At 51.4% G+C, this 26857-nt stretch carries 22 protein-coding genes; 14 read left to right on the forward strand and 8 right to left on the reverse strand.

Annotated features, from left to right (window positions below):
- Positions 1-73 precede the first annotated feature (73 nt).
- From UNDYM_RS28825 to UNDYM_RS28845, 5 genes are all read right to left on the reverse strand, one after another.
- Positions 74-1222, reverse strand: coding sequence for a HupE/UreJ family protein (locus UNDYM_RS28825; protein ID WP_162044237.1), 1149 nt, complete (start codon positions 1220-1222; stop codon positions 74-76).
- Positions 1219-2403, reverse strand: a complete 1185-nt coding sequence (locus UNDYM_RS28830) for a lipopolysaccharide assembly protein LapB (RefSeq protein ID WP_232063638.1) — start codon at positions 2401-2403, stop codon at positions 1219-1221. Before UNDYM_RS28830 ends, UNDYM_RS28825 begins: the two co-directional genes overlap by 4 nt.
- 95 nt (positions 2404-2498) lie before the next feature.
- Positions 2499-2762, reverse strand: coding sequence for a hypothetical protein (locus UNDYM_RS28835; RefSeq protein WP_162044238.1), 264 nt, complete (start codon positions 2760-2762; stop codon positions 2499-2501).
- Positions 2763-2802: 40 nt separating this feature from the next.
- Positions 2803-4305 carry a DUF4331 domain-containing protein gene (locus UNDYM_RS28840; protein WP_162044239.1) on the reverse strand — a complete coding sequence of 501 codons (1503 nt, stop codon included), beginning with the start codon at positions 4303-4305 and terminating at the stop codon, positions 2803-2805.
- 110 nt (positions 4306-4415) lie between these two features.
- Entirely contained in the window at positions 4416-5333 is a 918-nt protein-coding gene (locus UNDYM_RS28845; protein WP_162044240.1) for a LysR substrate-binding domain-containing protein, read from the reverse strand.
- 118 nt (positions 5334-5451) lie between these two features.
- On the opposite strand from UNDYM_RS28845, the gene UNDYM_RS28850 reads away from it, so the two are divergent.
- From UNDYM_RS28850 to UNDYM_RS28865, 4 genes are all read left to right on the forward strand, one after another.
- Positions 5452-5856, forward strand: coding sequence for a tautomerase family protein (locus UNDYM_RS28850; RefSeq protein ID WP_162044241.1), 405 nt, complete (start codon positions 5452-5454; stop codon positions 5854-5856).
- Between the two features lie 257 nt (positions 5857-6113).
- Complete coding sequence (locus UNDYM_RS28855) at positions 6114-6707, forward strand: hypothetical protein (RefSeq protein WP_162044242.1); 594 nt, start codon at positions 6114-6116, stop codon at positions 6705-6707.
- Positions 6708-6878: 171 nt separating this feature from the next.
- On the forward strand, positions 6879-8930 hold the full coding sequence (locus tag UNDYM_RS28860; RefSeq protein ID WP_162044243.1) for a bifunctional diguanylate cyclase/phosphodiesterase: 2052 nt from the start codon (positions 6879-6881) through the stop codon (positions 8928-8930).
- 354 nt (positions 8931-9284) lie between these two features.
- On the forward strand, positions 9285-10676 hold the full coding sequence (locus UNDYM_RS28865) for an RtcB family protein (RefSeq protein ID WP_162044244.1): 1392 nt from the start codon (positions 9285-9287) through the stop codon (positions 10674-10676).
- Between the two features lie 68 nt (positions 10677-10744).
- Here UNDYM_RS28865 and UNDYM_RS28870 read toward each other — a convergent pair whose 3' ends face one another.
- Positions 10745-12274, reverse strand: coding sequence for a peptide MFS transporter (locus UNDYM_RS28870; protein WP_162044245.1), 1530 nt, complete (start codon positions 12272-12274; stop codon positions 10745-10747).
- Positions 12275-13081: 807 nt separating this feature from the next.
- On the opposite strand from UNDYM_RS28870, the gene UNDYM_RS28875 reads away from it, so the two are divergent.
- Complete coding sequence (locus tag UNDYM_RS28875; RefSeq protein WP_162044246.1) at positions 13082-13480, forward strand: glutaredoxin family protein; 399 nt, start codon at positions 13082-13084, stop codon at positions 13478-13480.
- Positions 13481-13561: 81 nt separating this feature from the next.
- Here UNDYM_RS28875 and UNDYM_RS28880 read toward each other — a convergent pair whose 3' ends face one another.
- Positions 13562-15520, reverse strand: a complete 1959-nt coding sequence (locus UNDYM_RS28880; protein ID WP_162044247.1) for a methyl-accepting chemotaxis protein — start codon at positions 15518-15520, stop codon at positions 13562-13564.
- A gap of 306 nt (positions 15521-15826) precedes the next feature.
- On the opposite strand from UNDYM_RS28880, the gene UNDYM_RS28885 reads away from it, so the two are divergent.
- The 8 genes from UNDYM_RS28885 (at position 15827) to UNDYM_RS28920 (ending at position 25535) form a co-directional block, all read left to right on the forward strand.
- A complete protein-coding gene (locus tag UNDYM_RS28885; RefSeq protein ID WP_162044248.1) occupies positions 15827-17149 on the forward strand; it encodes a pitrilysin family protein in 1323 nt (440 codons plus the stop codon).
- A 1-nt stretch (position 17150) separates the two neighbouring features.
- Complete coding sequence (locus UNDYM_RS28890; RefSeq protein ID WP_232063639.1) at positions 17151-18578, forward strand: pitrilysin family protein; 1428 nt, start codon at positions 17151-17153, stop codon at positions 18576-18578.
- Between the two features lie 179 nt (positions 18579-18757).
- Positions 18758-21220 carry a prolyl oligopeptidase family serine peptidase gene (locus UNDYM_RS28895; protein ID WP_162044249.1) on the forward strand — a complete coding sequence of 821 codons (2463 nt, stop codon included), beginning with the start codon at positions 18758-18760 and terminating at the stop codon, positions 21218-21220.
- 410 nt (positions 21221-21630) lie between these two features.
- Complete coding sequence (locus UNDYM_RS28900; RefSeq protein ID WP_162044250.1) at positions 21631-22062, forward strand: ANTAR domain-containing response regulator; 432 nt, start codon at positions 21631-21633, stop codon at positions 22060-22062.
- 108 nt (positions 22063-22170) lie between these two features.
- Positions 22171-22419, forward strand: a complete 249-nt coding sequence (locus tag UNDYM_RS28905; RefSeq protein WP_162044251.1) for a hypothetical protein — start codon at positions 22171-22173, stop codon at positions 22417-22419.
- Between the two features lie 38 nt (positions 22420-22457).
- Entirely contained in the window at positions 22458-23510 is a 1053-nt protein-coding gene (locus UNDYM_RS28910; protein ID WP_162044252.1) for a sensor histidine kinase, read from the forward strand.
- Positions 23511-23532: 22 nt separating this feature from the next.
- Positions 23533-24288, forward strand: coding sequence for a LytTR family DNA-binding domain-containing protein (locus tag UNDYM_RS28915; RefSeq protein ID WP_162044253.1), 756 nt, complete (start codon positions 23533-23535; stop codon positions 24286-24288).
- Positions 24289-24725: 437 nt separating this feature from the next.
- Entirely contained in the window at positions 24726-25535 is an 810-nt protein-coding gene (locus UNDYM_RS28920; protein ID WP_162044254.1) for a TatD family hydrolase, read from the forward strand.
- 9 nt (positions 25536-25544) lie between these two features.
- Here UNDYM_RS28920 and UNDYM_RS28925 read toward each other — a convergent pair whose 3' ends face one another.
- Positions 25545-26117, reverse strand: coding sequence for a hypothetical protein (locus tag UNDYM_RS28925; RefSeq protein ID WP_162044255.1), 573 nt, complete (start codon positions 26115-26117; stop codon positions 25545-25547).
- Positions 26118-26214: 97 nt separating this feature from the next.
- On the opposite strand from UNDYM_RS28925, the gene UNDYM_RS28930 reads away from it, so the two are divergent.
- Complete coding sequence (locus tag UNDYM_RS28930) at positions 26215-26847, forward strand: hypothetical protein (protein WP_162044256.1); 633 nt, start codon at positions 26215-26217, stop codon at positions 26845-26847.
- Positions 26848-26857 lie beyond the last annotated feature (10 nt).

The raw sequence follows: 26857 nt of genomic DNA on the forward strand, positions 1-26857 counted from the left end.
GAAATATGCTGTTTTCTTCTACACTCATAACCATATTGGTATAAATAGAAAACAGCCGGGGACAGACCTGTCGCTACGATGAAATCAGACGCATGTTGAAGGCGCGTTCGATGAACCACAGCAGCGCAATCAGGATGATCAGCACTGAACCCACCTGCACGATGGCACGCTGATATAGCCAGTGGCGGCGCAGTAGATAAGCCAGCGGTAAAAAGCCTGCAACGATAGTCAGCTGACCTATTTCCACACCCAGGTTAAAGCCAACCAGTGCCAGCATCAGTGCCGATTGCGGCAAGCCAAGGTCGGCCAGCACGCTGGCAAAACCAAAGCCGTGGATAAGTCCAAAAGCAAATGCCACCAGCCAGCGCCTGCCCTGGAACAGCGGGAACAAATTATTCAGCGCAGCCAAAATGACGGATGCCGCAATCGCAGACTCCACCAGCCGTGATGGCAGCGCCAGCACATTCAGCGCAGCCAGTGTCAGGGTAATTGAATGGGCAACCGTAAATGCCGTGACTATTTTCAAGACATCAATGGTCGCTGCTTTAAAGCTGCTGGCAGCTTGCCATTTACCTGCTTTTAGCACCAGTACGGCAGGCAGTAACAAGGATAATAAAAACAGGATGTGGTCAAAACCTATCCAGATATGCCAGATGCCATGAAAAATATAATCGTTGAATTGCTGCCACTTGTTGACTTCGGCCACGACAAATTCCTGGCTGGCCTGTTCGGGGCTGAAGATCGCGGTGCTTGTTACATCCTTCTGGTTCACCAGGCGCAGCAAGCCCTTGTGCTGGGTATCCAGGTCAAAAAATAACTGGTACTGCACTTTGATTTTTTCAGCATTGCAGCTGCTGTCGAACATCAATACGGTATAGGCACCGTCGCTATGCTGGTCTATCAGTTGCTGCCCGGCATTCAGCGGGCATGGCTTGTCACCTGCAGTGATCTTCAACCTCGCCAGTGCATAGGCGGCGATGTCAGCATGCTTGCTGCGTACTTCATCCCAGGTCAGTTCGCCATTGCCGTCTTCATCCAGGCCTATGGCAAAATCGAGATCGCGCAAGGCGATATCCCATTGACCGTGAATGCCAGTCTGGTCGGCACGCAGGGTCAGGTAACTGTCGCTGGGCTTGTGCGCATGGGCAGGCAAGCTGAACATACTGAACAGCAGTGCCAGAATAAAACTGCGTGCAAGCAAGCGCTTGATGATGAACGTCATGAGTTAGCTCCCAGTCTGGCGAGCACAGGTTTGAGTGTCAGGTCCTGCAGTTTATTTTGCTTCAGCCATGCCAGTGCTGGTGCAGCAGCCTGGGGTTCATGTGCAGCGGCGGCTTCCAGCAAGATACGCAAGTCTGCAGTTTCTTTTTGTATGGCCCAGTTCAGTTGCGCCAGTTTCAGGGCGATGGCCGGGTGGTTTTTTAAATGCAATTCATAGCGTGCCTGCTCGCGCTGGTGCACAGTGTCGCCACGCAGCATGGCAGCTTCAAAACGCTGATCGAGCAAGCTGATTTGTCCAGCAGCAAGCGGCGATTTTTGCGCTTGCAAGGCCAGCGCATAACGCAGCAATAATGCATCGACCCTGGTTTTGTCTTTCAATAGTTTGACGACTTCAGCAGATCTTTGCTGATCCAGTAAAAAATCTGCATAAGAACCCAGCAGATAACTGTCTGGTGACGCCAGTGTCAGAGCCGTCTGGTACCAGGATTCAGCGGCTTTGATATCGCCCAGTCTGGCAGCCATTTCTGCCAGCAAGGTCGTGACCCAGATTTTTGTCCCTGCATCGCTATCTGCATTTTTTTCATATTTTTTATAGGCACTGGCAAGTGTCGCATAACTGTTGGCAGCGTCACCATTGAGGCTGCCGACATTATGCAAACAGGTCAAGGTGACCAGTTCAGGTGCGAGGGGATAAAGGTGCATGCAAGTGGCTTTGGCCTGGGCAAACTGGCCCTGTACCTGCAAGACCGTGGCGCGCGTCAGCCAGGCCTGGGCATTGCCCCTGTCCTGTTTCAAGACATTGTTCAGGTCGAGCAGGGCTTCAGGAAATTGATGTGTGCTTTGCAGTATGGTGGCACGCAATACCAGTACGCTGATAGGGGGATTTGGCAAACTCCACCAGGGTTTCAAGACTGCCTGTGCATAGCCCAGATAACGCGGGTCACCGTCATTGCGGGCGGCATTGATATAGGCTTGTGCCAGTTCGCTGGCAATCGCAGCGTCAGTAGGTTTTGCTGCCAGCCGTTTGCGCAATTCGGCAAAGGCACGTTGTGCCGGGTCTGTGCGCGATGGCAGTTGTTCCAGCACCTGTTTTCCATTGCTGGGAATAAATGGTGTTGCCTGCGCTTCAAAGGCAAGGCGGAACATGATCAACAGCGCAGATAAAAAGCGAGGCAGGTGCATATTTTTGTGTATCTCAAAAAATCATCGGCGGGCTCAGGACATGCAGAAAATAACATGTCCTGAGCCCGCAACTTCAGTTGGCTACCACGATCTGTCTAGTTGACACTGACAGGTTCAGTGGCTTCCGGCGCTGTGACGACTGCTGCATCGATGGATTGCGGTTCTGCCGTATCCGCTGCACCGAACAGGTTCAGCACATATTGTGTGAAGGTATCGATGACCGTCGGTGTGGTCGTCCCTGTTCCAGTGCCAGTACCGGGAGTCGTGGTACTGGTTGCGGGGCTGGAACTACCGCCACAGCCTGCCAGCATGAGCGTCAGCAACGTGCCAGCGATCAGATAAGTATGTCTTGCTTTCATGATTACTCCTTGAGTATGGTGTGCAAAATGACCGAAACGATTAGCGTTTCAGTGCGCCAGCCACAGGGGTTTTCAGGTAAGGGAAGGCATTGTCGAAGAAGCTGCTGTCCAGGTACGCGCCGTCTGTGAAATCGATGCTGCCGGCTGGTGCGTCCGCAGGTACGCAACCTATGCTGAGTGTGCACAAGCGCCCCATGACTACACGCAAGGCGATATCCACCACGTCATCACCAGGGCGGCGACCATTAGGGAAACCAGCGCTGTCACCAGCGATGACACCCAGGCGGTTTTGTGATGCGCTGACCGGCGTAGTCGTATTCAGGCGCAACATTTCAGATGGTGTGACCGTTGCTGGCTGATTGACGCCCTTGATACCGGTCAGGAAAGCAGCGACCAGATCGTTACGCGGGAAGTTGGTGGGTGCCTTGACGCCAGCGCTGCCAAACAAGACTTCTACCAGTGCAGGCAGGGTAGGGTTGGTCACATAGTTGATGAATTGCGCATCGCCACTAGGTTTGCTGTGGTTGAACTGGTCCTTGTCCTTGAGACCAATCACGACTTCATTCACCAATGGCATGCCCAGACGTGATACCTGCGTCCATGCGCCACCTTCCTTCGATGCCGCACCTGTGCTGCTTGGGGTCGGGTTAATCGCACGGCCCTGGCGCAAGCTGGCTGTCGTCCAGCCACCGATGACGGCTTCCTTGCCATTGGTCAGGCAACTGGTGGGTACTTCCATTTCTATGGCGGTGACGTTTTTCATGGCCAGGTCATCATGACCGGCTTTCTCGGCATTCGGATCAAATGCAGTGGCAGGTGCCTTGATATTGATCAGGTCAAAAGTTTCACCGAGGTTGACCACGAAGGGGTCTTTACGCTGGCCGACAAACACTTTGCCCGGCGTTGTGCAACCAGGAATATTGACGGAAAACACATGCTTTGCAGCATAGCTGGCGTAGTCAGGAATCGACTTGTTACCGATGTAATCAACCGGTTTGTCAAAGGTAGTAGAACCGGTGTTGGCGTTGGTTATTGCCTGACGGGTGCCAGTGCGGCGGTCGCCTGTGACCATGGTGACGGTATAAGTTTCACGCACATTCAAACCGGCGGGGTTCACACCGTCAATGGCACCACCATTGATGACCAGCGGGATGGAGACTTTCTTGCCGCCAACAGTAAACTGCGCATCATTATTGGTATTGGTGAAGCGGAACTGGAAAGTCAGATGTTCTTTGCCATCACCGACATTGTCGATATGGATTTCATACAGCGCATCCGGATCCATGGAGAAATAATTTGGGCCGCCATAAGAATCCTGCAGGGGCGAATAATTGGCAATCAGTGTCGTAAAAGCAGCGCGGTTGGCTTCATAACTGCGGAACATATAAAAGTCGGCAGCATCGACTTTGGGGTGGCGGGTAATAAACGGTGCTTCGCGGTGGCTGGAAGCCTGCGCTGGCAGCGAGGCGATGCCACTCAGGCTACCTGCCGTGACCAGTGCGAGCAGGATTTTTTGATTGAACTTCGATGTTACTTGTCTCATGACCAACTCCTGAAGTGTAGGAAAAATGACCGTCGAAATTTAAAAAACTTTACGGGCACTGTTCTTACGCAGGAGATTTGGTTTTGGATGCAATTATTTAAAAATAATGTTTATTCCAGCTTGTCACCCGGCAAAGGGCTCAGCGCTGCCAGGCTTTGCAGCCAGTGACAAAACAGGTCCAGTTTTTTATCTTGCTTGCGGCTGCGCCGTGCGACATAGCGATAAGTGCTGGCACTGAAACCCAGTGGCGCGATCAGCCTGCCGCTGCGTATATCGTCTATTACCAGATGCCAGGGAGCAATGCAGATACCCAGGCCTGCTATCGCGGCCTCCAGGGTAAAGTAATAGTGCTCGAATTCCCTGCCCTCTGCCACAGGTGCCGCGCAACCAGCCGCCAGCCCCCACATTTGCCAGGCATTTGCCCTGGTGCGTGTATGCAATAGGGCTTTTCCGTTCAGGTCATTTGCTGTCGCTATCCTGATGCTGGCAGCCAGCGTGGGTGCAAGTACCGGCCCCAGCCATTCCTGAAACAGTGGCAAGATCCTGTCGCTATCATCTGATTCTTCACCAGCTTCGTCGACACTGATCACCAGGTCATAGCGCTCTTGCTCGGTGTCAGTTGTGGCGTAGGGGCGACGGTCAGTGGAACTGAGCCTGACATCAATATCGGGATATCTGGAATTGAAATCATACAAACGTGGTATCAGCCATTTCAACGTGAAAGTGTTGAAACAGCAAACATCCAGCGTGCCGCTATTGTCACTGCGCACCGCGTTCACGGCAACATCGATCTGGTCAAAAGCAGCAGTCAGCGCGGGCAGCAATTGCCTGCCCATGGCGCTCAGTTGCGGGCGGTTCTTGGAGCCTTCAAACAAGACCGTCCCCAGGCTTTGTTCCAATTGCTGGACCTGACGGCTGATGGCACCGGGTGTCACCGCCAGCTCATCGGCAGCGGTGGTCATGCGCCCCAGCCTGGCGGCGGCTTCAAAGGCGCGGAGTGCATTCAAGGGAGGCAGGCGACGTTTCATTATGTGAGTTTATCGCACATACGAGCGAGTGAATATCGATTTTCTTTGAATATGAATTAGCTGAGAATGAAATTTGCAACTTCAAATTTCAATCAAATTCATTTTTAGGAAATATCACATGCCATTCATCCGCACCCATGTCAGCAAAAGCACCAGCCAGCAACAACGCCAGGCTATCGTCGAAGGCATACACCAGGCACTGGTCAGCAGCATAGGCATGCCGCAAGACGAATTATTCAATCTTGTCAGCAGCTATGAGGCCGAAGATTTTTTTTATAGCCGCAGCTTCAACGGCGTTACGCGTTCAGACAAACTGGTGGTCATCGACATCAGCCTCAGGCGCGGTCGCAGCGACGCCATGAAACGGGATTTGTATGCCCACATTGCAGAAAACCTGGCAGTAAATGCGGGCGTGGCTAAGGCCGATGTTTTCATTTTCATGCATGAAAACGATTATTCTGACTGGTCCACAGGCAACGGCAAATTTGCCATGGCGCTGGTGCAACAGGTCGCTGCAGGCTAAACAGAGAGCGGGGAGGTATTTTGGAGATGCCTCTTGTTGCCTGGATCGCATCTCATCCCAATTGATAAAGTGAGTTCAAGAAATGCTGGATTGACACCTTTGCCGCAAGTATATTCATAGCCAATTTCATTATTGAGGAGAATTAAGATTTGATAATAATCAAAGAAATCTCTCATTGACTGTTAACACGCCCTCGTTTCCGTATATTGATCTCTGGTGATATCCAGTTCCAAAGCTTGAAATTTCGTGGAGTGATCATGGGCAAAAGAATTCGGGAAATCCTTAGGCAAATCACCGCCCTTGAAGGAGAGTTGAAATCGGCTCTGGACGAGAAAGAGTCAGAGCTTCTATACCATTTCAATGGTAAACGAGTTAAGTTTACCGGCTCCATTCGCGCCGCACATCGCAAGCTGAAGTTGAATGTCTTCCGTTGGATAGTGGTTGACCGGCCTCAGAATTTTCTAACCGGACCGCTGATTTATGGGCTTATATTCCCTATTGTCTTCCTTGACATGTATGTCAGCCTGTATCAATTAATATGCTTTCCTATATATAAAATTGAGAAGGTGCGACGCGCAGACTACATCAGCTTCGACAGACAGCATTTGCAATACCTGAATTTCTTTGAGCGGTTTCACTGCGTTTACTGCAGTTACGCTAATGGTCTACTCGCCTATGTCAGCGAAATCGCAGCCAGGACGGAGCAATATTTCTGTCCCATCAAGCATGCGCAAAAATTACTTGGTTCCCATGCGCGTTATGCACGTTTCCTGGCATATGGGGATGCTGCTGACTACCATGCCAAATTGGAAGAGTACCGAATTGCGCTTCAAAATGAGAAATCAGTATAGACACCAGGTATAGATTCTCAGGTGAACTGTATTTAGTTTGCGGTTAATGTACAAAAAGACACAGATGAACAAGTTCAAGGATTGACCCTGGCTGGTATTGTTATTACTATGCTATGAAAGCCTCAACTCCCTGATTGAATAACTGCATGTCAATTTTTTAGAAAGCCGGAAATGGCAGCAGATTCTGAAACAATCAGACAATTAAAACTCGCTGAGACTTTTTTCAAACACAGCGTCAGTTGTCTGGTCATTCTGGATCGCGAATATAACTTTGTTCGTGTCAATCAAGCCTATGCCGATGCGTGTCGGCGCGATATAGCAGAATTTGAAGGACGTAATCATTTCGAACTCTTCCCTTCGGATACACAACTGATTTTTGATGAGGTTGTGCGTACCAAGCGTCCTTTCATCACTTTCACTCGCGCCTTTGAATTTATTGATCAACCTGAGCGCGGAACTACCTATTGGGACTGGACTCTGGTACCGGTGTTGGATGCCAGAGATGAAATTGAATATCTGGTATTTTCCCTGGTTGAAGTGACGGAGCGCAAACGTGCTGAAGAGGCATTGAGAATTGCGTCACTCGTATATCAGCATAGTTCTGATGCAATGATGGTGACGGACGCAACGAATAAAATTCTTGCAATCAATGAGGCATTTACGCAGCTCACTGGTTATGAGCTTTCTGAAGTGCAAGGTAAAAATCCCAATGTCCTTAAATCAGGACGTCAGTCAGCTGAGTTTTACCAGGCAATGTGGCGAGCACTGGACACTTCCGGTCACTGGAATGGGGAGTTGTGGGACAAAGACAAGAATGGTGCAGCGATCGCATTGCGGTTGGTGATCAATACTGTATATGACGATTCAGGAAATATTGCACAAAGGGTTGCGCTTCTTTCCGATATAACGGAGAGAAAAAAGCAGGACGACGTCATCTGGAAGCAGGCCAATATAGATTCGTTGACGGGATTACCGAATCGCCACATGTTTATCAGCCAGCTGCGCAAGCAGTTATCGATTGCAAAAGAGTCTGGCAAATCGTTGGCACTATTGTTGATAGACCTGGATCAGTTCAAGGAAATCAACGATGCACTTGGGCACGACAAAGGGGACATACTTCTCGTCGAAGTTGCTAGTCGCATTGCAGAGTGCGTGGATGAGTCGGCGACGATAGCCAGGTTGGGTGGCGATGAATTTACCGTGATTTTGCCTGACTGTCAGGACGAGATTCAAATTACTGCAGTTGCCGAAACGATCATTGCCAGACTGGTGCAGGTATTTCAATTAGGAGTGGAAAGAGCCTACATTTCTGCCAGCATAGGCATCGCACAATTTCCCGACGATGGTCTCGATGTGGAAAATTTGCTTAGGCACGCTGACCAGGCGATGTATGCGGCAAAGAATGCCGGGCGCAACCGCTATTGCCTGTTTACAGACACATTGCAAGAAGCCGCTCAGTCGCGCATGAGTTTGAGCAATGATTTGCGTGACGCACTCAAGGCAGGTGAATTTCTTGTGTATTATCAACCCATTGTTGAATTGGCCAGTGGCAAGATACTCAAGGCCGAAGCATTGATACGCTGGCAGCATCCAGTGCGAGGTATGGTGAGTCCAGTGGATTTTATTCCTCTGGCTGAAGGCAGCGGATTGATCGTGGAGATTGGTGAATGGGTGTTCAAGCAAGCGGCTGAACAGGTAAGACGATTGCGATCAATGAAACTTCCCGATTTCAAAATCAGTGTCAATGTGTCGCCTGTTCAATTCCGCCATGACCGCGACTTTACTGAGACATGGCTGGAACATCTGGCGGCTTCAGGATTACCGGCAAACAGCATAGTCATAGAAATTACCGAAGGATTATTGCTCGATGCGACAGAAGGTGTAGCTGAAAAATTGTTGCGTTTTCGCGATGCTGGAGCACACGTTGCCCTGGACGATTTTGGCACTGGCTATTCTTCTCTGGCATATTTGAAGAAATTCGATATTGACTATATCAAGATAGACAGGGTTTTTGTTCGGAATATAGATGTGGACGCCAATGACCTGGCCTTATGTGAAGCAATCATCATGATGGCGCACAAGCTAGGCCTGGCGGTGATTGCCGAGGGGGTAGAGAGCACGGCTCAAAGGGACTTACTGCTGGCCGCAGGTTGTGATTTTGCCCAGGGCTACCTGTATTCTCCGCCCGTTCCAGCGCAACAATTTGAAAAGCTGATGTTCTGAAAGCAAAAGCCTTCATCTGGCGGCTTTAATTAGTTCCCATATATTTCCCACCACGGACATCTTCATTTTTTTTACTTTCGGGACTTTAGCTTTTTGTAGATCGCCATTCAGTCATCGCTAAAAAGTCAATTCATCGTGGACATTATCTTGAACTTTAATCGTCGATTGAAATGTTCTTCCCTGGGCGAAGAGGCAATGCCAGAATATTCAAAAGAGACGAACCAGACAGCAAATTATTTGCACTCGCAGCAAATTTGGATATACTCATAACTCTCCTCTTGGCGCTGCTGCTAGAGGTACACATGCCCCCGAAATGCCGGAGGCGCACCTGTACTTCAAATTTTGGTAGCAGTCATGACTTCTATTTCTCGCTTAAAAATTGCCCTGCAAAGACAGGGCATACACGTTGAACATGCCAATGGCATTTTTCAACTTCATCATGAACATGCGCAGGCCACGGTCTTATTGCCTGATAGTCTTCCTCTGGAAGAAAAGGCAGTAAAACAGTTAATGGCGTTTGCCGCAGTCAAATCAGCGGACGGGCATCATGCGGTGTGCAAGGCTTGTGCAACGCCAGACTTTCATCCTGGCAGTATTGCGCCGGTAGGTTCCATCGTTGCCACCGATGCTGGCTTTGTGATTCCCGCAGCGATAGGTACCGACATCAATTGCGGCATGCGCTTGTTGACTACAGGCTTTAATTTGTCCAAGGTCAGCCAGCACAAGCCTGCATTGCTAAGGCAGTTGCAACGCGTCTTGCTGGAAAATGGCAGGGATGTGCCTGCCCATGCCCAAGCCTTTGCCGCACTCTGCGATGCGGGTCCATCTGCTTTCCTGGACAGCTTGCCGGACAAGGGTATCTGGGCAGTGGCAGACCGCGACCGCCTGCAACAAGAACTTGCTGCCTGCATAGGCTTGCAGGAATTTGCTGGTGCCAGCCGGTATGCGCCGGAAGCCTGGTTTAACCGCGACGGTATTCTGCGCGACCCCAGCCTGGGGACGCCGGGCGGTGGCAATCACTTTGTTGAATTGCAGATTGTCGATGCCGTTTTTGACCGCCACTTGGCTTACCGTGCAGGCCTGGCCAAGGACGATATCGTCGTCATGATACATAGCGGCTCACGCGATGTGGGCTTCTATGTCGGCCAGCGCTGGATGGACAGGGCCAGGGCAGAATGGCCAGCTGGTCTCAAGCATCCAGACACTGCCCTGTATGGACTCAGCGGAGTGCTGGCTGAGGAATACCTGCAAGCCATGGGCGTGGCAGCCCGCTATGCCTGGGCCAACCGCATGGTATTGGCAGAGCTGGTCAGGCAGCAATTGCAAGCCGTGCTGGGAGATGCCAGATCGTCCCTGATCGTGGATGTTCCACACAATGTCATCTTGCGTGAGCATGGCATGAATATCCACAGGAAGGGTGCTACCCCGGCAAGGGACGGTGACCTGGCCCTGATACCCGGTTCCATGGGCGATGCCAGTTACCTGGTAGAAGGGCTGGGCAATCCCGACTGGTTATGGTCTTGCAGTCATGGTGCAGGCCGCCGTGTGCGCAGGCAGGATGTGCGACGCCTGCGTCATGACAATGCCGATGCCAGTTGGCAATGTGTGACCTTGCGCGAAGAACGCAAGGTGGAAGAAGCGCCGCAAGCCTATAAACCCATAGGCCCGGTGATAGAAGCGCAAGAAACCGCTGGCCTGATCAAGGCCGCAGTCAGGCTGAAACCCTGGGTGACATTCAAGGCGTAAATAGCATGCGCGTAAAAAATCCCCGCGCAATATGAATTGGGCGGGGATTTTTTTATGCAGCGAACAGCTTAGTGGATACCGTGCATTTTTCTTGCCATCCACTTATTCAGCAGCATCAGGATACCGCCAGCAGCGATAGGAATGATCGTGAATATCAGGAAGAATACCGACAATGAATATTCTTTTGAGATTTCATCGATATAACTGCCGCTGAAGCCAGCCAGTTTATTCGCAATCGCTGTGTTCAGGAACCACACGCCAAACATCAGGCCCAGCAAACGTGGTGGTGCCAGCTTACTGATATACGACAGGCCAACCGGGGAAATGCACAACTCGCCCATGGTATGGAAGAAGTAAGCAGCGATCAGGAAAATCATGCTGACGCCCGCTGTCTTTGCACCGGCAGGGATGCTGGCAGAACCATAAGACAGCGCAGCAAAACCCAGGCCCAGCAAGATCAGGCCAACGCCGAATTTGATAGGGCCGCTAGGGTTCCAGTGTTTTTCCCACATCTTGGAAAACATTGGTGCGAGGATCACCAGGAAGAAAGAGTTCAATACGCCGAACCAGGTAGCCGGCACGCTGGATTGGTCAAGTGAGAATTCACGTCGCAACATCCAGATCACCAATGCCCAGATCAGGCCTATGCAAAGTACCAGCAAGGCATTCGACAACAGATAGCGTTTTGCCGTACCCGCAAATAACTTGATCAGCAACCAGGACAAGATCATGGTAGGGATGATGGTCATCAGGCTGTTGACGATCTTGAATGCCATTCCACTGGTGCCAACCAGAGTACGGTCAGTATAGTCAGCTGCAAAAATCGTCATCGATCCACCAGCCTGCTCGAAAGCGAACCAGAAGAAAATCGTGAAGAAAGAAAATACGCAAATCGCCAACAGACGGTCGGCTACGATATGTGGTTCTGCTTCTTCAACTGCGACGACTTCGGTCGTTTGCTGGGATTTTGCCAGGCCGATATCACCAAAGATACCCTGGCCAAAATAGAACTGGATTGCACCCAAAATCATGAAGGCACCCGCCAGACCAAAGCCCATGGGCCAGGAGATATTTTCGCCGATATAACCGCATAGCAGGATGCCGAAGAAAGCGCCAGAGTTAACGCCCATGTAGAACAGGGTGTAACCACCATCACGGCCGCCTTCATTATCCTTGGTATACAACTGGCCTACGATGGCAGAGATATTTGGTTTGAACAAACCCGTACCCAGCACGACCAGGCCCAGGCCGGTGTAGAAAGTCGCAGGTGTATCAAACAACAGGCAGGCATGACCGGCAGCGATGATGAAGCCACCAATAACCACGGAGCGGCGGCTGCCCAGTATCTTGTCGGCGATATAGCCACCCAGGATAGGCGTCAGGTAGACCAGGCCGGTGTACCAGCCATACAAGGCAGTTGCATCCGCACGGCTCCAGCCCCAACCGCCTTTTTCTGCCGTTGTGACCAGGAACAGCACGATCAGGGCACGCATGCCGTAGTAAGAAAACCGTTCCCACATCTCTGTAAAGAACAGGACGAACAAGCTATCCGGGTGTCCCAGAATAGTGTGTGCACCTGGCGTTTGAATTTGGTTCAAAGTGCTCTCCAATAATTATTTTGTATAAAAGTCGCAGCTGGCCGCAAAATTTTTTTCAATGCGTACCTGGAAATGATATGAATTGAGTCAATTCGGCGCGTAGCTTACCACGACAAAAACCTCATATAAAAAGACATATGCTGCACTGCAGCAAAAATCGTTTTATCTATATTTGACGCGGGCTTTATTGGGCTTGCAGATGACTGTCCTATGGAGAGAGTGTTATTCCCAACAAAAGAAGTGGTAAAAAAACAAAATTTCTGTGCAAGTGCAATAGTTAAATAGTGTTAAGTCAAATATATTTGATGATATTATTTTGTCGAATTAATAATTGCAAAATAAGCAGCTTACTCCCGCTCCAAGAGAGGCACAGGGGGGGGCTGACAGGCAGGATTTGTTCAGATTCATCAAGCCGGGCATTTGATCCGGGGGCGAATGTTACGGTGCTGTGCTTTCCCCCAATCACTAATCTATCAGGAGACTTCGATGTTCAAATCAACAACAAAAAAATTAATTGCCCTCGCATTGGCAATTGGCTGCAGCGCTGCATTTGCTTACCCTCCTCCATTCTATTTCTGCAATAAGATATGCATCAAGGAAGGCCCACGTGGTTCTGAAGTCTGGGCCGCCTGCATGGAGGATTGCCTGAACGGGTATCCGGAATAAGGATTTTTCAGGGATAAAGCCAGGGCCAGCGTGCTGGTGAGACGTGGCCAAATCCGGCTATCCCGCGCAGTGACCAGCAACAGCCTGGTCACTGCCTGTGCGAAAATCTAGTTCATCACCTCTTGTTGAATGGAAGTCAGTATGAAAACAGCCAGGACTATCCTGACCTATGTCGCCATCATCGCCGTGGGCCTGCTGATAGGCTATGTCTTGCCACGCCTGAGTGTATGGATGAAACCCGCTTATCAGGAAGCAGACTATTCTGCACATTTGAGCGAGGCAAAAACCCAGGTAGTGATGTATGGCACAGCCAGCTGCAGTTTTTGCAATATGACTCGTGCTTATTTTAAAGAAAACAAGATCAGCTACGCAGACCGGGATGTAGAAAAATCACCGGCCGCTGCCAGCAGGCATTCAGAACTGGGCGGTGGTGGTGTCCCCGTCATCATCATAGGCAAGCGCATGATACGTGGCTATCAGCCTGAGGTATTCAATGATGCCTTGCAGGTGCTGGCAAAGACGCAGACTGCGGCGAAATAGCGGCAAGTTGAAGAATGAAAAATGGACATCAGACACGGGTCTTGATGTCCATTTGTTTTTTACCCGACTGTAGCTTGTGATTTAATGCACCTTGAACACCAGCAGTGCCTGCCACAATTTTTGCGCTTCTTCTTTCAGTGAAGCTGCCGCCGCTGCTGACTCTTCCACCAGCGCCGCATTTTGCTGGGTAGTTTGGTCCATCAGACCTATCTCATTCGTGATCTGGGCGATGCCATGACTTTGTTCGGCAGAGGCGCTGGAGATTTCATTGAGTATCGTCGAGAGGCCTTCAACTGACGCCAGTATCTCGGTCATGGTCTTGCCTGCATGACCCACGACCTCGGAACCCATATCGACTTTGGCAATCGAGGTTTCTATCAGTGACTTGATTTCTTTCGAAGCGATGGCGCTGCGCTGGGCCAGGTTGCGTACTTCTGACGCGACCACGGCAAAGCCCCTGCCCTGTTCACCCGCCCTGGCCGCCTCGACTGCCGCATTCAGCGCCAGGATATTGGTCTGGAAGGCGATGCCCTCAATGGCGGCGATGATGTCAAACATCTTCTTCGATTCAGCCGAGATGCCTGCCATGGTATTGACCACTTTATCTACCTGGGTGCTGCCGCGTTGCGCAGTCTGCGCTGCCGAGACGGCGAGCTGGCGCGCCTGCTCGGCATTGCCGGCATTTTGCCTGACAGTCTGGTTCAGGCTTTCCACGCTATTGGCAGTTTGTGCGAGGGATGATGCCTGGTTCTCTGTCCTTTGCGACAGATCGATATTACCCATGGCAATTTCGCCTGATGCATTCGAGACAAACTCGCTGCTGTCGCGGATATGCGTGACCATGGACGTCAGTTGTTGTTGCATGCCTTGCAGGGCATACAGCATGCTGCCGGTGTCGCCGGGTTTTAATGTCACTACCGTGGTCAGGTCTCCTTCAGCTACACTCCTGGCAATCTTGACGGCGACATCAGGTTCACCACCCAGCGGCGCAATGACCAGTCTGTTAATCACGAATGTCAGGATGGCCGATACTACCAGTACGCTGAAGATACCGATCAGGATGGCGGTATTGCGCAGGTAATGCACGTCAGCCAGGATTTTGTTTTCTGGCACGCTGATAACAAAAGACCATGGCGTTGTGGTTGCCCCTATCTGTATGGGCACGTAGATGCGGTTCACCGCAGTCTGCATGCCGCTGTGCTCAACAGTATCGCTATATGTCTGGCCAGCCTTGATGGCTGCCTTGGCGGTTTTGGCAGCAGCGCTGTCACCGATATTCTGTCCGACGTTTTTGGCATCGGCATCACCGATATAGATACCGTTATTGGATATCAGGCTGGCATAGCCGGTTTCATAAGGGTGGATTTTGCTGACATCTTCCTGGAAACCCGCTACCGGCAAATCCACCGTCACCGCGCCTATAACCTGGCCCTTGGCCTTGACCGGAACGGTGACCGTGGTCATGAATACATCCTTGCCAGCGATTTTGTACATATACGGTTCAAGCAAGACTTCATTACCGCTTTTTTTCGCCAGCAGATAATAGTCGCCCGCACCTTCTTTCTCATAATCAGTCAGCGCTTCGACCTGGGTCTTGCCGCTGCCGCGGTTCCAGTAGGGCAGGTAGCGTCCAGTCGCATCATGGCCTTCCTTGCCTGCGTATTCGCCATCGTTGCCATCGAAAGCATTGGCTTCCCATATCGTGCCCACACCCGTAAATTCAGGGTGACCTTCCAGCACGCTTTTCAATAACAGGTCGGCATTGGCGCGGTCCGCCTTGCCGCTGGCCTGCATCGCAGCCAGTTCCAGCGCCAGGCTGCGTGCCGCATGCAGCGCGAGGTTGATGCGTTCTGCCACTTTGCCAGCATTATTGATGGCCAGTTGCTTCGCATATTGCTGGGCTGACTCCTGCTGCATGCTGCCAGCCTGTCTGGTCAGCAGACTGATGGTGACGGCAAAACCAGCCAGCACCATGGCCAGCACGGCAAACAGCATTTTTGCCCGCAAACCAAAGCGGGCCGGAGAAGGAGTGGATATCATCGTTTCAAACCTTGCATTTTTCTGCGCAGGAATGCCTGCAATGTTATGAATGATATGACGGATTATGACAATCTTGCCGCAGTGAATAACGCAGTGCATAAGTTACATAGTGCAATCGTGATTATTTGCAACGATTTGTGCAACGATTTTGCTTGCCAGTATGACAAATTCAGGTTTAGATTCATCAGTCTTTATATATCCAGAATATTTTTGATCCGAACTACAAGCAGTTTTAATTGTCGTAGCTCAGGGATCAGCACCCGCAACCATTAAATAAACAAATAAGCATACAAGGGAGAAAATGCAATGAAGTGGAAAACCATGGCTGCCGTCGGCGGTCTGTATCTGGGCATGATGGCGGGGACGGCCCAGGCTGTCACTGCTGATCAGGTGAAAACCTTTACGCTGCCAAATGGCATGAAGTTCCTGGTATTGGAAAACAGCACGATACCCAATGCGAACATGTACACCTACTGGAAAGTCGGTTCGCGTAATGAAGTACCGGGTATTACCGGCCTCTCGCATTTCTTTGAACACATGATGTTCAATGGCTCGAAAAAATTCGGCCCCAAGCAATTTGACCGTACCATGGAAGCCAATGGCGGCGCCAATAATGCCTACACCAGCAATGACCTGACGGTATATCAGGACTGGTTCCCGGCCAGTGCCCTGCCGACCATTTTTGATCTCGAAAGCGACCGCATCGCCAATCTCAGCATAGACCCAAAGATGGTTGAGAGCGAGCGCGGCGTGGTCTTGTCCGAACGCAGCACAGGCCTGGAAAACTCGAATCTGCGTGCGCTGTGGGGGGAAGTCTATGCGTCGGCATTCCGTGCCCATCCTTATTCCATTCCTACTATCGGCCATGAGTCCGACATCAAGGCCTGGACGCAGGATGACTTGCAGCGTTATTTCAATGTCTATTATTCCCCGAATAATGCGGTGGCTGTCATCGTTGGTGATGTCAAGGCAGCAGAAGTAAAACGCCTGGCCGAGCAGTATTTTGCCAATGTGCCGCAACGTGCGCTGCCGCCTGTCGTGCGCACGGTAGAGCCTGAGCAAAAAGGCGAGCGCCGGGTGTTTGTCCGCAAGGAATCTGCGACTGCTGCCAATCTCATGGTTTCGTACAAGATGCCAGCGACCAGCAACCCTGATTACTATGCGCTGAGTGTCATCGCCAGCATACTCACCGATGGCAAGACTTCACGCATGTATCAGGCCCTGGTAGATCAGCGTCTGGCAACCCAGGTCGGTGCCGATCATGGCAAGAATTTTGACCCCGGCCTGTTCAATTTCTTTGCCGTTGCTGCCAACAAGGTACCTGCCGCCAAGGTTGAGGCTGCCTTGCTGGCCGAGATAGATAAGCTGGTCAAGGATGGTGTCACGGCAGATGAATTGCAAAAAGTAAAAAACCAGAAACTCCTGAATTTCTATCGTACCCAGGAAACCATCAATGGCAAGGCAGCCCAGCTGGGTGAATATGAAATGTTCTTTGGCGATTACAAGAAACTGTTTGACGCACCAGATGCCTATCGCAAATTGACTCCTGCCGATATCCAGAACGTTGCTGCCAAATACTTTAAAAAATCACAAAGAACAGTAGGCGTGCTAGCTGCTGTGGAGGAATAAGATGATGACTCAGAAAATGATCAGTAAGAAAACTCTGGCCTGCAGTTTGGTCGGTCTGGCCAGCCTGAGCTTGCTGGCTGCAAATAGCCAGGCTGCCGAATTCCGCCTGCCCGCTTTTGAAACCACCAAACTGCCGAATGGCCTGACCGTGTATCTGATGGAGCGCCATGATGTGCCCCTGATTGCCGTGCGCGCTGTCGTCAAGGCCGGTGCCGTCAGTGATGCTGACAAAGCAGGTCTGGCCAACCTGACTGGCGATGCCTTGTTGTTAGGCAGCAGCAAGTTTGATAAAAAGACCCTGGACCAGAGCTTTGATTTTCGCGGTGGACGCATAGCCAGCAGCACTTCTACAGAATCGACTTCCCTGAACGCGGATTTTGCCAGTGCCGATGTGGATGTACTCTTGCCCATGTTTGCTGATGCGGTATTGCACCCCTCATTTGAAGCAGAAGAATTTAGCAAGCTGCGTTCACGAACTGTAGATGGCCTGAAGCAAGCCAAAGAAAGCCCGCGCAATGTCGTGCAAACCTATTACCGCAGCATGCTGTTCGGTAATGGCGCTTATGCCAATCCCGTCACTGGCACGGTCAACAGCGTGACAGCGCTGCAGGTTCAGGATGCCAAAAAATTCCATGCAAGTTATTACAGGCCAGAAAATGCCGCCCTGGTGATCGTCGGTGACTTCAAGCCCAGCGCCATGCGCGCCCAGTTGGCCAGCTTGTTCGGTGCATGGAAAGCTACCACTGCCGTGCCTGCAACTGTCGCCAACGGCAAGGTCGAGACAGACAAGGCCCGCGTCTGGCTGGTCAACAAGTCAGACGCGGTCGAAACCACCTTCCTGTTCGGTGGCAAGGGCATAGCACGCAATGACCCTGACTATGTACCGCTGCAAGTCATCAATACCATTTTGGGTGGGCGTTTTACTTCCTGGCTCAATGATGAGTTGCGTGTCAATTCTGGCCTGACCTATGGCGCAGGCAGTAGTTTCAGCCCGCTGGCTGAAACAGGTAGCTTTGCTGTTTCCAGTTTTACTGCCACTCCCAAGACTGAGGCCGCACTGGCACTTGCAGCCAAGACTTACCAGCGCCTGTGGGACAAGGGCATCGATGCCGCGACCCTGGAATCAGCCAAGGCCTATGTCAAAGGGCAGTTCCCGCCACGTTTTGAAACCAACCAGCAACTCTCTGGTTTGTTGGCTGACATGTTTGTTGCCAAGGTAGGGCGTGAACAAATTGATCACTTCATGCGTGATGTGGATGGCCTTAATGTAGAGAAAGCCAAACAACTGGTCGATAAACACTTCCCGCGTGACAAGCTGCAAATGGTATTGATAGGCAAGGCGGAAAGTATACGCAGCATTGCTGCCAATTATGGCGAAGTGACCGAACTCGACATTACTGGCAACGGCTTTGCACCCGGCGCAAAATAAGTGATATGCCATCATGAGACCTTAACTAAGCTGTAAAAAGCCTGTAAAGCGCTTACAATGCAATAAAAAAACTCCGCCCCTTAGTTGCAAATAAGGGGCGTTAGTTTTTTATAGGGCTCAAAAAATTATCAAATTAGCCCTGAAATTATTGTCAAGTTGTACATCGGGATGCTCTGTTAATGATACGTATCAAACCCTTGTTCGCCGCCGCTGCACTCGCTCTGTCAGCGTCGGCAAGTTACCAGATCCAGGCTGGCAATGTAGCAGAATCCGGCTACCAGCTGCCGCCGGCAGAATTACAGGCTGTAGTCGATGCACCCAGGGGGCCGCTGTTCCGCCTGGGGCCGCAACGCAAGACGGCTCTGCTGCTGACCCTGCCTGGCTTGCCCGGGATTGCCGATGTCTCCCAGCCAGAACTGCGTCTTGCGGGTTTGCGCATCAATCCACGCACCCGCGCCGCCAGCCATTTTGATTTTGGCAATGGCATGAGTTTGCTCGATGTAGCGACCGGCAAAGCGCGTGAAGTCAAAGGTTTGCCAGCCAAACTCAAGATAGCTGAAACCGCCTGGTCACCCGATGAACAGTGGCTGGCCTTCAGCCTGTGGGTAGAAGGTGGCGTCGAACTATGGTTGCTGGATATCAAAAAAGGCACGGCCCGTCGCCTGATGGCCGACAAGCTGAATGCCGTAACCGGCCCCGGTTTTTCCTGGATAGAAGGTTCAGAAAAAATACTGGTCAGGTTGACGCCCCTGCATCAAAAGGAATTGCCACCCCTGCCTGCAGTACCCGCCGGGCCGAATATGCAAGAGACCAAGGGCGGCAAAACGCTGCAAAACCGCATTTATCCAGACATGCTGAGGACCGCGCGTGATAGCGACACTCTGGACTGGTATCTGCAGACCCAGCTCGGCATCGTCAACCTGAATGGTGAGTTGCGCCGTATCACTCGTCCCATGACGCTGATCAAATCCCTGGCTTCACCAGATGGCAAGCTGATCCTGACCACGCAATTGCGCCGCCCCTACTCCACCATGCTGCCGGTAGATCGTTTTGGCCAGTTGATTGAGCTCTGGGATATCCAGGGCAAAAAAGTCAAGACGGTGGCTGAGCGCCCTCTGCGTGAACGCATCCCTACAGGCAATGATGCCGTGCAGGCCGGGCCACGCGACTTTGGCTGGCGCACCGACAAACCCGCGACCCTGTACTGGCTGGAAGCGCAGGCGGGTGGCGACCCTGAAGTGAACAGCAAGACCCATGATGCCCTGTTCCAGCAGGCGGCCCCGTTTGATGCCCCAGCACAAAAAATCATGGACCTGGGCTGGCGTTTTGGTAATGTACAGTGGGGCAATGATTACCTCGCCGTGGTGACAGAGAACTGGGTCAAGACCCGCGATACCCGCACCTGGCGCATACAGCCTGGCGTACCTGACAGCAAGCCCGAGCTCATGTTTGCCCGCAAGTCAGAAGATCAGTACAGCAATCCCGGTAACCCGGTCATGACCCAGAATGCCCAGGGTCGCCTGGTTTTGCGCATCAGCCCTGACGGCAAGGCTATCTTCTTCACCGGCACCGGTGCCAGTGCCGAGGGTGACCGGCCCTTCCTTGATAAATTCGACCTGACCAATAAACAGATTACCCGCTTGTGGCGCTCGCAAGCACCATATTACGAAGAGATACTGGCTTTGCTGAATGACAAGGGCAACAGCTTTATTACCAGCCGCGAGTCAGTTGAAGAAAGGCCAAACTTCTATTTCTATGACTTGCAGACCAGTGCGGCACCGCGCGCCCTGACGCAATTCCCGCATCCCATGCCACAGTTCAAGGGCATCAAGAAACAGCAAATCCGTTATGAACGTGAAGATGGGGTTGACCTGACCGCCACTTTGTATCTGCCACCTGGATATGACCCCAAGCGCGATGGCCCACGCCCTGTGCTGATGTGGGCTTACCCGCGTGAATTTAAATCAGCAGAAGCGGCTGGCCAGGTACTGGGTTCACCCTACAAGTTCAACCGTATTTCCTATAACGGTCCGCTGCCCATGCTGGCCCGTGGCTATGTCGTACTGGATGGCCCTACCATGCCAATCATAGGTGAAGGCAAGAAAGAACCAAACGATACCTATCTGGAACAACTGAAGATGGATGCAGAGGCAGCCGTCGATGAAGTCGTGCGTCTGGGCGTGGGAGACCGCAACCGTATCGCCATCGGTGGCCATAGCTATGGTGCCTTCATGACGGCCAATCTGCTGGCACACACCCGCTTTTTCCGTGCCGGGATTGCCCGTTCCGGTGCCTATAACCGCAGCCTGACGCCTTTTGGCTTCCAGTCCGAAGACCGGAATTACTGGAAGGCCAATAAGGTCTATCAGGAAATGTCGCCCTTCAATTTTGCCCACCAGTTCAAGGACCCGATCCTGTTCATCCATGGTGAACAAGACAATAACTCTGGCACCTTCCCCATGCAAAGCGAACGCATGTACCAGGCCATACAGGGCCTGGGTGGTGCCACCAGATTGTCGATGCTGCCGAATGAAAGCCATAGCTACCGCGCCCGCGAATCGATATTGCACATGCTGTGGGAGCAAGACCGCTGGCTGGAGATGTATGTCAAGAATGCCAAGCCGGACGGTAACCGGGAATAAGATATACGCAAAATAAATAATAGTGATGGAAAGGCGGTAGATCAGAACTCATTTCATCAATAGGGATGAGTGCGAACAAGACGATTTGGGATGCAGTGCAAGACGTGGCGCGCAGCTAAGGCGTCCGCCTTAGCAAGAGCAAGGTAACAAACTGCGCGCAGCAATGCGCCAAAATCGTCAGTTCCCGAAGGGTTTGTTTCATAATCTGTGCTGGCGCGCAGGTGTTGATAATTTTCCCGTTGCCATTTGGCAACATTATTGACAGCCTCGTCCGCCTTACCAGCACAGGTTATGAGACAAACGCATCTCATTCCTATTGATGAAATGAGTTCTACATATCTGCCGCCTTTTTTACATGAACTTAAAGTTTTGCATTAATATGCAAATTGAATCTTTTTCTACTTGCAGCCATGCTAAAAGCCGTCATCCTGGATGCCAATGCTGTTGCCCGCAATTTGTTGACCTCTGTTCTGATGAATGGGGGGCATGAAGTGGTGGGAGATGCCAACCTGGCACCCGCCAGTCTGGCCCGCGTGATCAAGCTCAAGCCCCAGATCGTCTGTGTCGATATAGGCGAAACTGATGAAGAAGGCCTGGCCTTGCTCGACAAGATCAGGGCAGACTTGCCCAAGGCATTATTATTCCTGGTGTCATCAAAAATCGATGCGACTGTATTGCAGACTGCGCAGGAGCGTGGTGTCCATGGCTTCATCGTCAAGCCTTTCAATTCTGTTGCCGTGCTGACTTCCATACGCAATACCATCATACGTATTGCCAAACAGCAAAGAGCAGGTGCAGCGGAAGCGGCCCCAGAGGCTGGCGGCGAAACGGCGACGGAATAATTCGTCGCTGCAAAATCGCGTTTCATCGACTGCCAGCCAGTTTTATCGCATTCTTCCTTTCTCCTTACGACTTTCCTTAGACTAGCTACAACCATATAAGGAAACGCCATGCCAGCCACCAATCCTATGCGCACTGCTTTACATACTTCAGAACAGCTATTGCCATCCGAAGTGACAGCAAGGAGCGAGACCTGGCTGACCCGTGCCCGTAATTACCCGGTGTTTTCGCGTACCTGGTTCCGTTACCGGGCGCAGGCCTGGATAGGTTTGTTCATCATTGTTGACTTGCTGGTCATCGCGACAGGTCTGGTAGCAGATACAGATATGCGCAAGCTGGCGCTGGCTTTTGTCCCCTGACCATCGGTGGCACGGCCCTGCATCTGATCGGGCCTGCAATGGCAGTATGGGTCAGGAACCAGGCATATGCCAGCAAGAAAGAAGCCACTTTACTTACGCTGGCCTTATTGGTGGGGGCAGGTATCAGCTATGGCATTATTTCCGGCACTAACTATGCCACCAAATACCTGGCTTATGGTGCTGAAAATATGGAATTCGCCGTCGGCGGCAGCATTACCGCCACCAGTGCGTCAACACCTAAAGCCGACAAGCCGGCGGCAGGTATTACGGTGCGCCCGGTCGAAGAGAGTGATAAAGACAAGAGCAGCAGCAAGATTGAGCATTCACCTGCATTGAAAATGTTGTTACAAGGTTTTTCCTTCATGCTGGTGTTTGGCCTTGTTACTTATATTGCAGGCGCGATTGATCTCTGGTATTTCTTCCGCCAGAAAAAACGCTTGCTGGAAGTCATGCGCCAGCGTGAACTCAGCCTCGCCCAAGAGGCTCGCCGTGAAGCAGAATTGCGCTTGTCGGTACTGGCGGCGCAGGTAGAACCGCACTTCCTGTTCAATACCCTGGCTGGTGTACGTTCTGCCATCCTCACTGAACCAGAAAGAGCCACCGCCATCGTTGATCATCTCGTCGATTATTTGCGTGCCACCATACCGCAAATGCGCAATGACGGCAGTTCTGCCCAGGCCAGGCTAAGGCAACAACTGGAAGCTGCCAGCGCTTACCTGGGTCTGATGCAGGCGCGCATACCGCGCCTCAGTTATAGCGTCGATAGTGAAGTGACAGATGCCGCATTGCCTCCACTGATGCTGATTTCGCTGGTAGAGAATGCCGTCAAACATGGTGTGGAACCCAAGGTAGGTGCGGTGCATATTGCAGTCCATGCGAAGAAAATCAATCGTTACGGCGAAGACATGCTGGAACTGACTGTTGCTGACAATGGCGTTGGCTTTGCAGGCAGCAGTTCTGGCACTGGCATAGGTCTGGCAAATATCCACGAAAGGCTGGAATCGACCTATGGAATACGCGCCAGCCTGGTGTTGAAAGCAAGAACTGAAGGCGGTGTTGCCGCGACCATATTGCTGCCTCTGGAAGCCTGATAAAAATAAAGAAAGTAAAGACATGACCACAGCCATCATCGCCGACGACGAAGATTTACCACGTAAAGAATTACGCCGCATGCTCAATAAAGTCTGGCCAGAGCTGGAGATACTGGCTGAATGTGAACACGGTGCAGAAGCGCTGGAAGCCATACACCAGGAAGAGCCGGATATCGCTTTTCTGGACATACGCATGCCCGGCATGACTGGCCTCGATGTGGCCCATGCCGTCAAAGGGCGCTGCCATGCCGTCTTCACCACAGCTTATGACAGCCATGCACTGGATGCCTTTGCCGCTGGTGCCGTTGATTATCTGCTCAAGCCTGTGTCTGAAATCAGGTTGCAGGAAGCAGTCACCAGATTAAAAGAACGCATCGCCAGCAAACAACCAGTGGCAGATGTCAGCCAGCTCATGTCTGAACTCGACAAGCGTCTGAAGAATACGACCGCAGAGCGGATACGCTGGATCAGTGCCAGCGTGGGCGACACCATCAAGATGTTCCCGGTAGAAAAAATCCTGTTCTTCAGTTCAGATGAAAAATACACGCGTGTAGTCTGTGCCGATGATGAAGCCCATGTACGCAAGCCCTTGAAAGAAATCATGGATGGTCTTGATCCTGATATCTTCTGGCAAGTGCATCGCGGCACCGTAGTGCGCGCTGATGCGATTACTCGCGCACACAGGGATGAACTGGGCAAGTACACGGTGGAGTTGCGGGGTTTGCAGGAAAAGCTCAAGGTCAGTCAGGCTTATGCATGGCGCTTCAAACCAATGTAGGTGGATAGCTATTAAAGCGAATTTGGGATTGTTGCCTTCCTTGGTTACGCAGCAGTTTGAATCAATTTCCTCAACAAAAGATGATAGCCAAGTTCCCTCCCCTTCAAGGGGAGGGCTAGGGTGGGGATGGGTTTCGGTCAATTCACCTCAATGAATTGACGCTGGAACCCTATCTCCATCCCAACCATTCCATCGCGCAGTAAGAGCTTCTGATTTGCAAAAAACCACAATCAAAAAACGAAACGCTTGATGTTTTCATTCAAGTCGCATTAAGATGGCGCTGACGTTGAAACCAGCGCCATCTTTTTAAAAATAAGATTTGGACCTATCCAGACTATTCCCTCGCAGTTTCTGCTTCTGAATACCCTCAGTTTTATCTGTATTATTTACTGAGCGGCTAGTAATCCAAATAATAAAAACAACAGGAAATTTATACCATGCTACAAAAACCTGCACTGATCGATATCGGTGCGAACCTCAGCAACCATCGCTTTCACAATGACCTTGATGCCGTCATCTCACGCGCAAAGCAGGCAACTGTGGAACACATCATTGTCACCGGCACATCCGAGCGTGCCAGCCATGATGCACACGCGCTGACACAAACTTATCCCGGCTATTTAAGCAGCACCGCAGGCGTGCATCCGCATGAAGCGAAGAACTGGAATGCGCAGTGCGCGAGAGCCATAGAAAAACTTGCGGCCAGCGACACTGTGGTGGCCGTTGGTGAATGCGGTCTCGACTATAACCGTATGTTCTCGACGGAAGTACAGCAACGTGCCTGTTTTGAAGCGCAATTGCAATTGGCCGTAGGTTTACAAAAACCAGTGTTCCTGCACGAACGTGACGCCCACGATGATTTCTTTGCCCTGTTGAGGCAATACCGTCCACAACTCAAAGGTGCGGTGGTGCACTGCTTTACTGGTAATACTGAAGAGTTGCGGGCCTATCTTGACCTCGATTGCCACATCGGTATTACCGGCTGGATCTGCGATGAAAGGCGTGGCGATGATTTGCGCAAGGCGGTCAAATTTTTGCCCAAAGACAAGCTGATGATAGAAACCGACGCGCCGTATTTATTACCGCGCAATCTGCCGGTGCGCCCGCAGGATAACCGCAATGAGCCCATGCATTTGCCCGTCGTACTCGAAGCAGTAGCTGCTATCTTGCGGATATCGCCCGTGGCACTGGCACAGCAAATTCGAAAAAATACCGTGCAGTTTTTTGGCCTGCCCTTGGCTGGCTAATACCCGCGCTCATACTGTTTGATCAGTGCTTTCAATGACATCGGAAGCGATTGGCGTTGCTACTGTCGCTGGTTTTTGCAAGCCACGCGACCAGCGCAACAGGCCAACTGCATAACTGATGTAATATGCAGCCAGCATGCCAAACAGGAACAGAGTCAGCGGGCTGCTGGAAAAATCACCAGGCGGTGCAGCGAAAGATTGCGTAGTGAAATAAATGCTGCCCATGCGCCAGGCAATGCGGCCTATCATCAACAATGACAGCGCTATGCCCAGGTGGGCGTTAGGCGTATAGAATTTCCCGACAGGGCTGCGATCAAATTTGGTCAGGCGCAAGCCATACATACCCAGACCACTGCCAACGATCAAGCCTGCCAGCATGAACAACAAGTTGCCCTCATGTTTCATTGCGCCTAAAGCCACCAGCGCTATAAGGACAGGGAAAATAACTACTGTCATCATGGCACGCACACCAGAATATTTCTGCCTGCCCACCATGCGCCGTACGCGCGAAATGACACGCCAGACGATGAAGGCACCAACAGCGGCAGCTACCATCAGGGAAGTGGGGTTTGCAGTAGCCATGAAAAACTTTCTGGATAACATGTAGAGAGATTTTCAAAGTCTATCATGGGCAAAATTCGCGCCAGTACCGGAATGTATCAAATCAGTTCAAATTACCATGTCAGGATTTTTTGCATGCCTGCATGAAACCCTGTATCGTTTGCAGCTATTGTGTATCCTGTACTTTTATGTCCTCATGAAAATAACAACTACCCTCGCGCTGCTCTTGCCCGCATTGTCCCTGGTCGCCTGTGCCAATTACACTCCGCGCCTGAAGCCGGATGAAAAACTGACCGAAACGGACAGTTTTATATATGGCAGTTTTCAGATCAAGACTGAAAAAATACTGGTCTCGGCAGATGGGCATGTCAGCATGGGGCTTAATCTCACTTGTCAGGATGGTAGCAAGTATCTGCTGCGTTTTTACCGTGAAAATCCTGTGCATGTAGTCAAGATCAAGCCATCCATTTGTGATATCGATGAGATTGTGTATACAGACGCAGATGGCAACGTCAGGGAGGTTGGTAGCTTTCGTAATCCCATACGCAATCTGGTATTCAAACCCGGCAAGGCATATTATCTCGGCGATTTTTCTGCCACTGCGCACACCGACATAGGCCTGAAGACGAATAATATAAAATGGTCGATGCGAAATCCTGTCGACAGGTTTGCCTACACCACAGAACTGGTGCATAGCCTGTATCCGAATACCGTAGGCATAAGCAAAGTCAACATGGGGCTGGCGAAGTAGGAGTGCAAAT

The organism is Undibacterium sp. YM2 (genome assembly GCF_009937975.1).
In the GTDB taxonomy this organism is placed as follows: domain Bacteria; phylum Pseudomonadota; class Gammaproteobacteria; order Burkholderiales; family Burkholderiaceae_D; genus Undibacterium.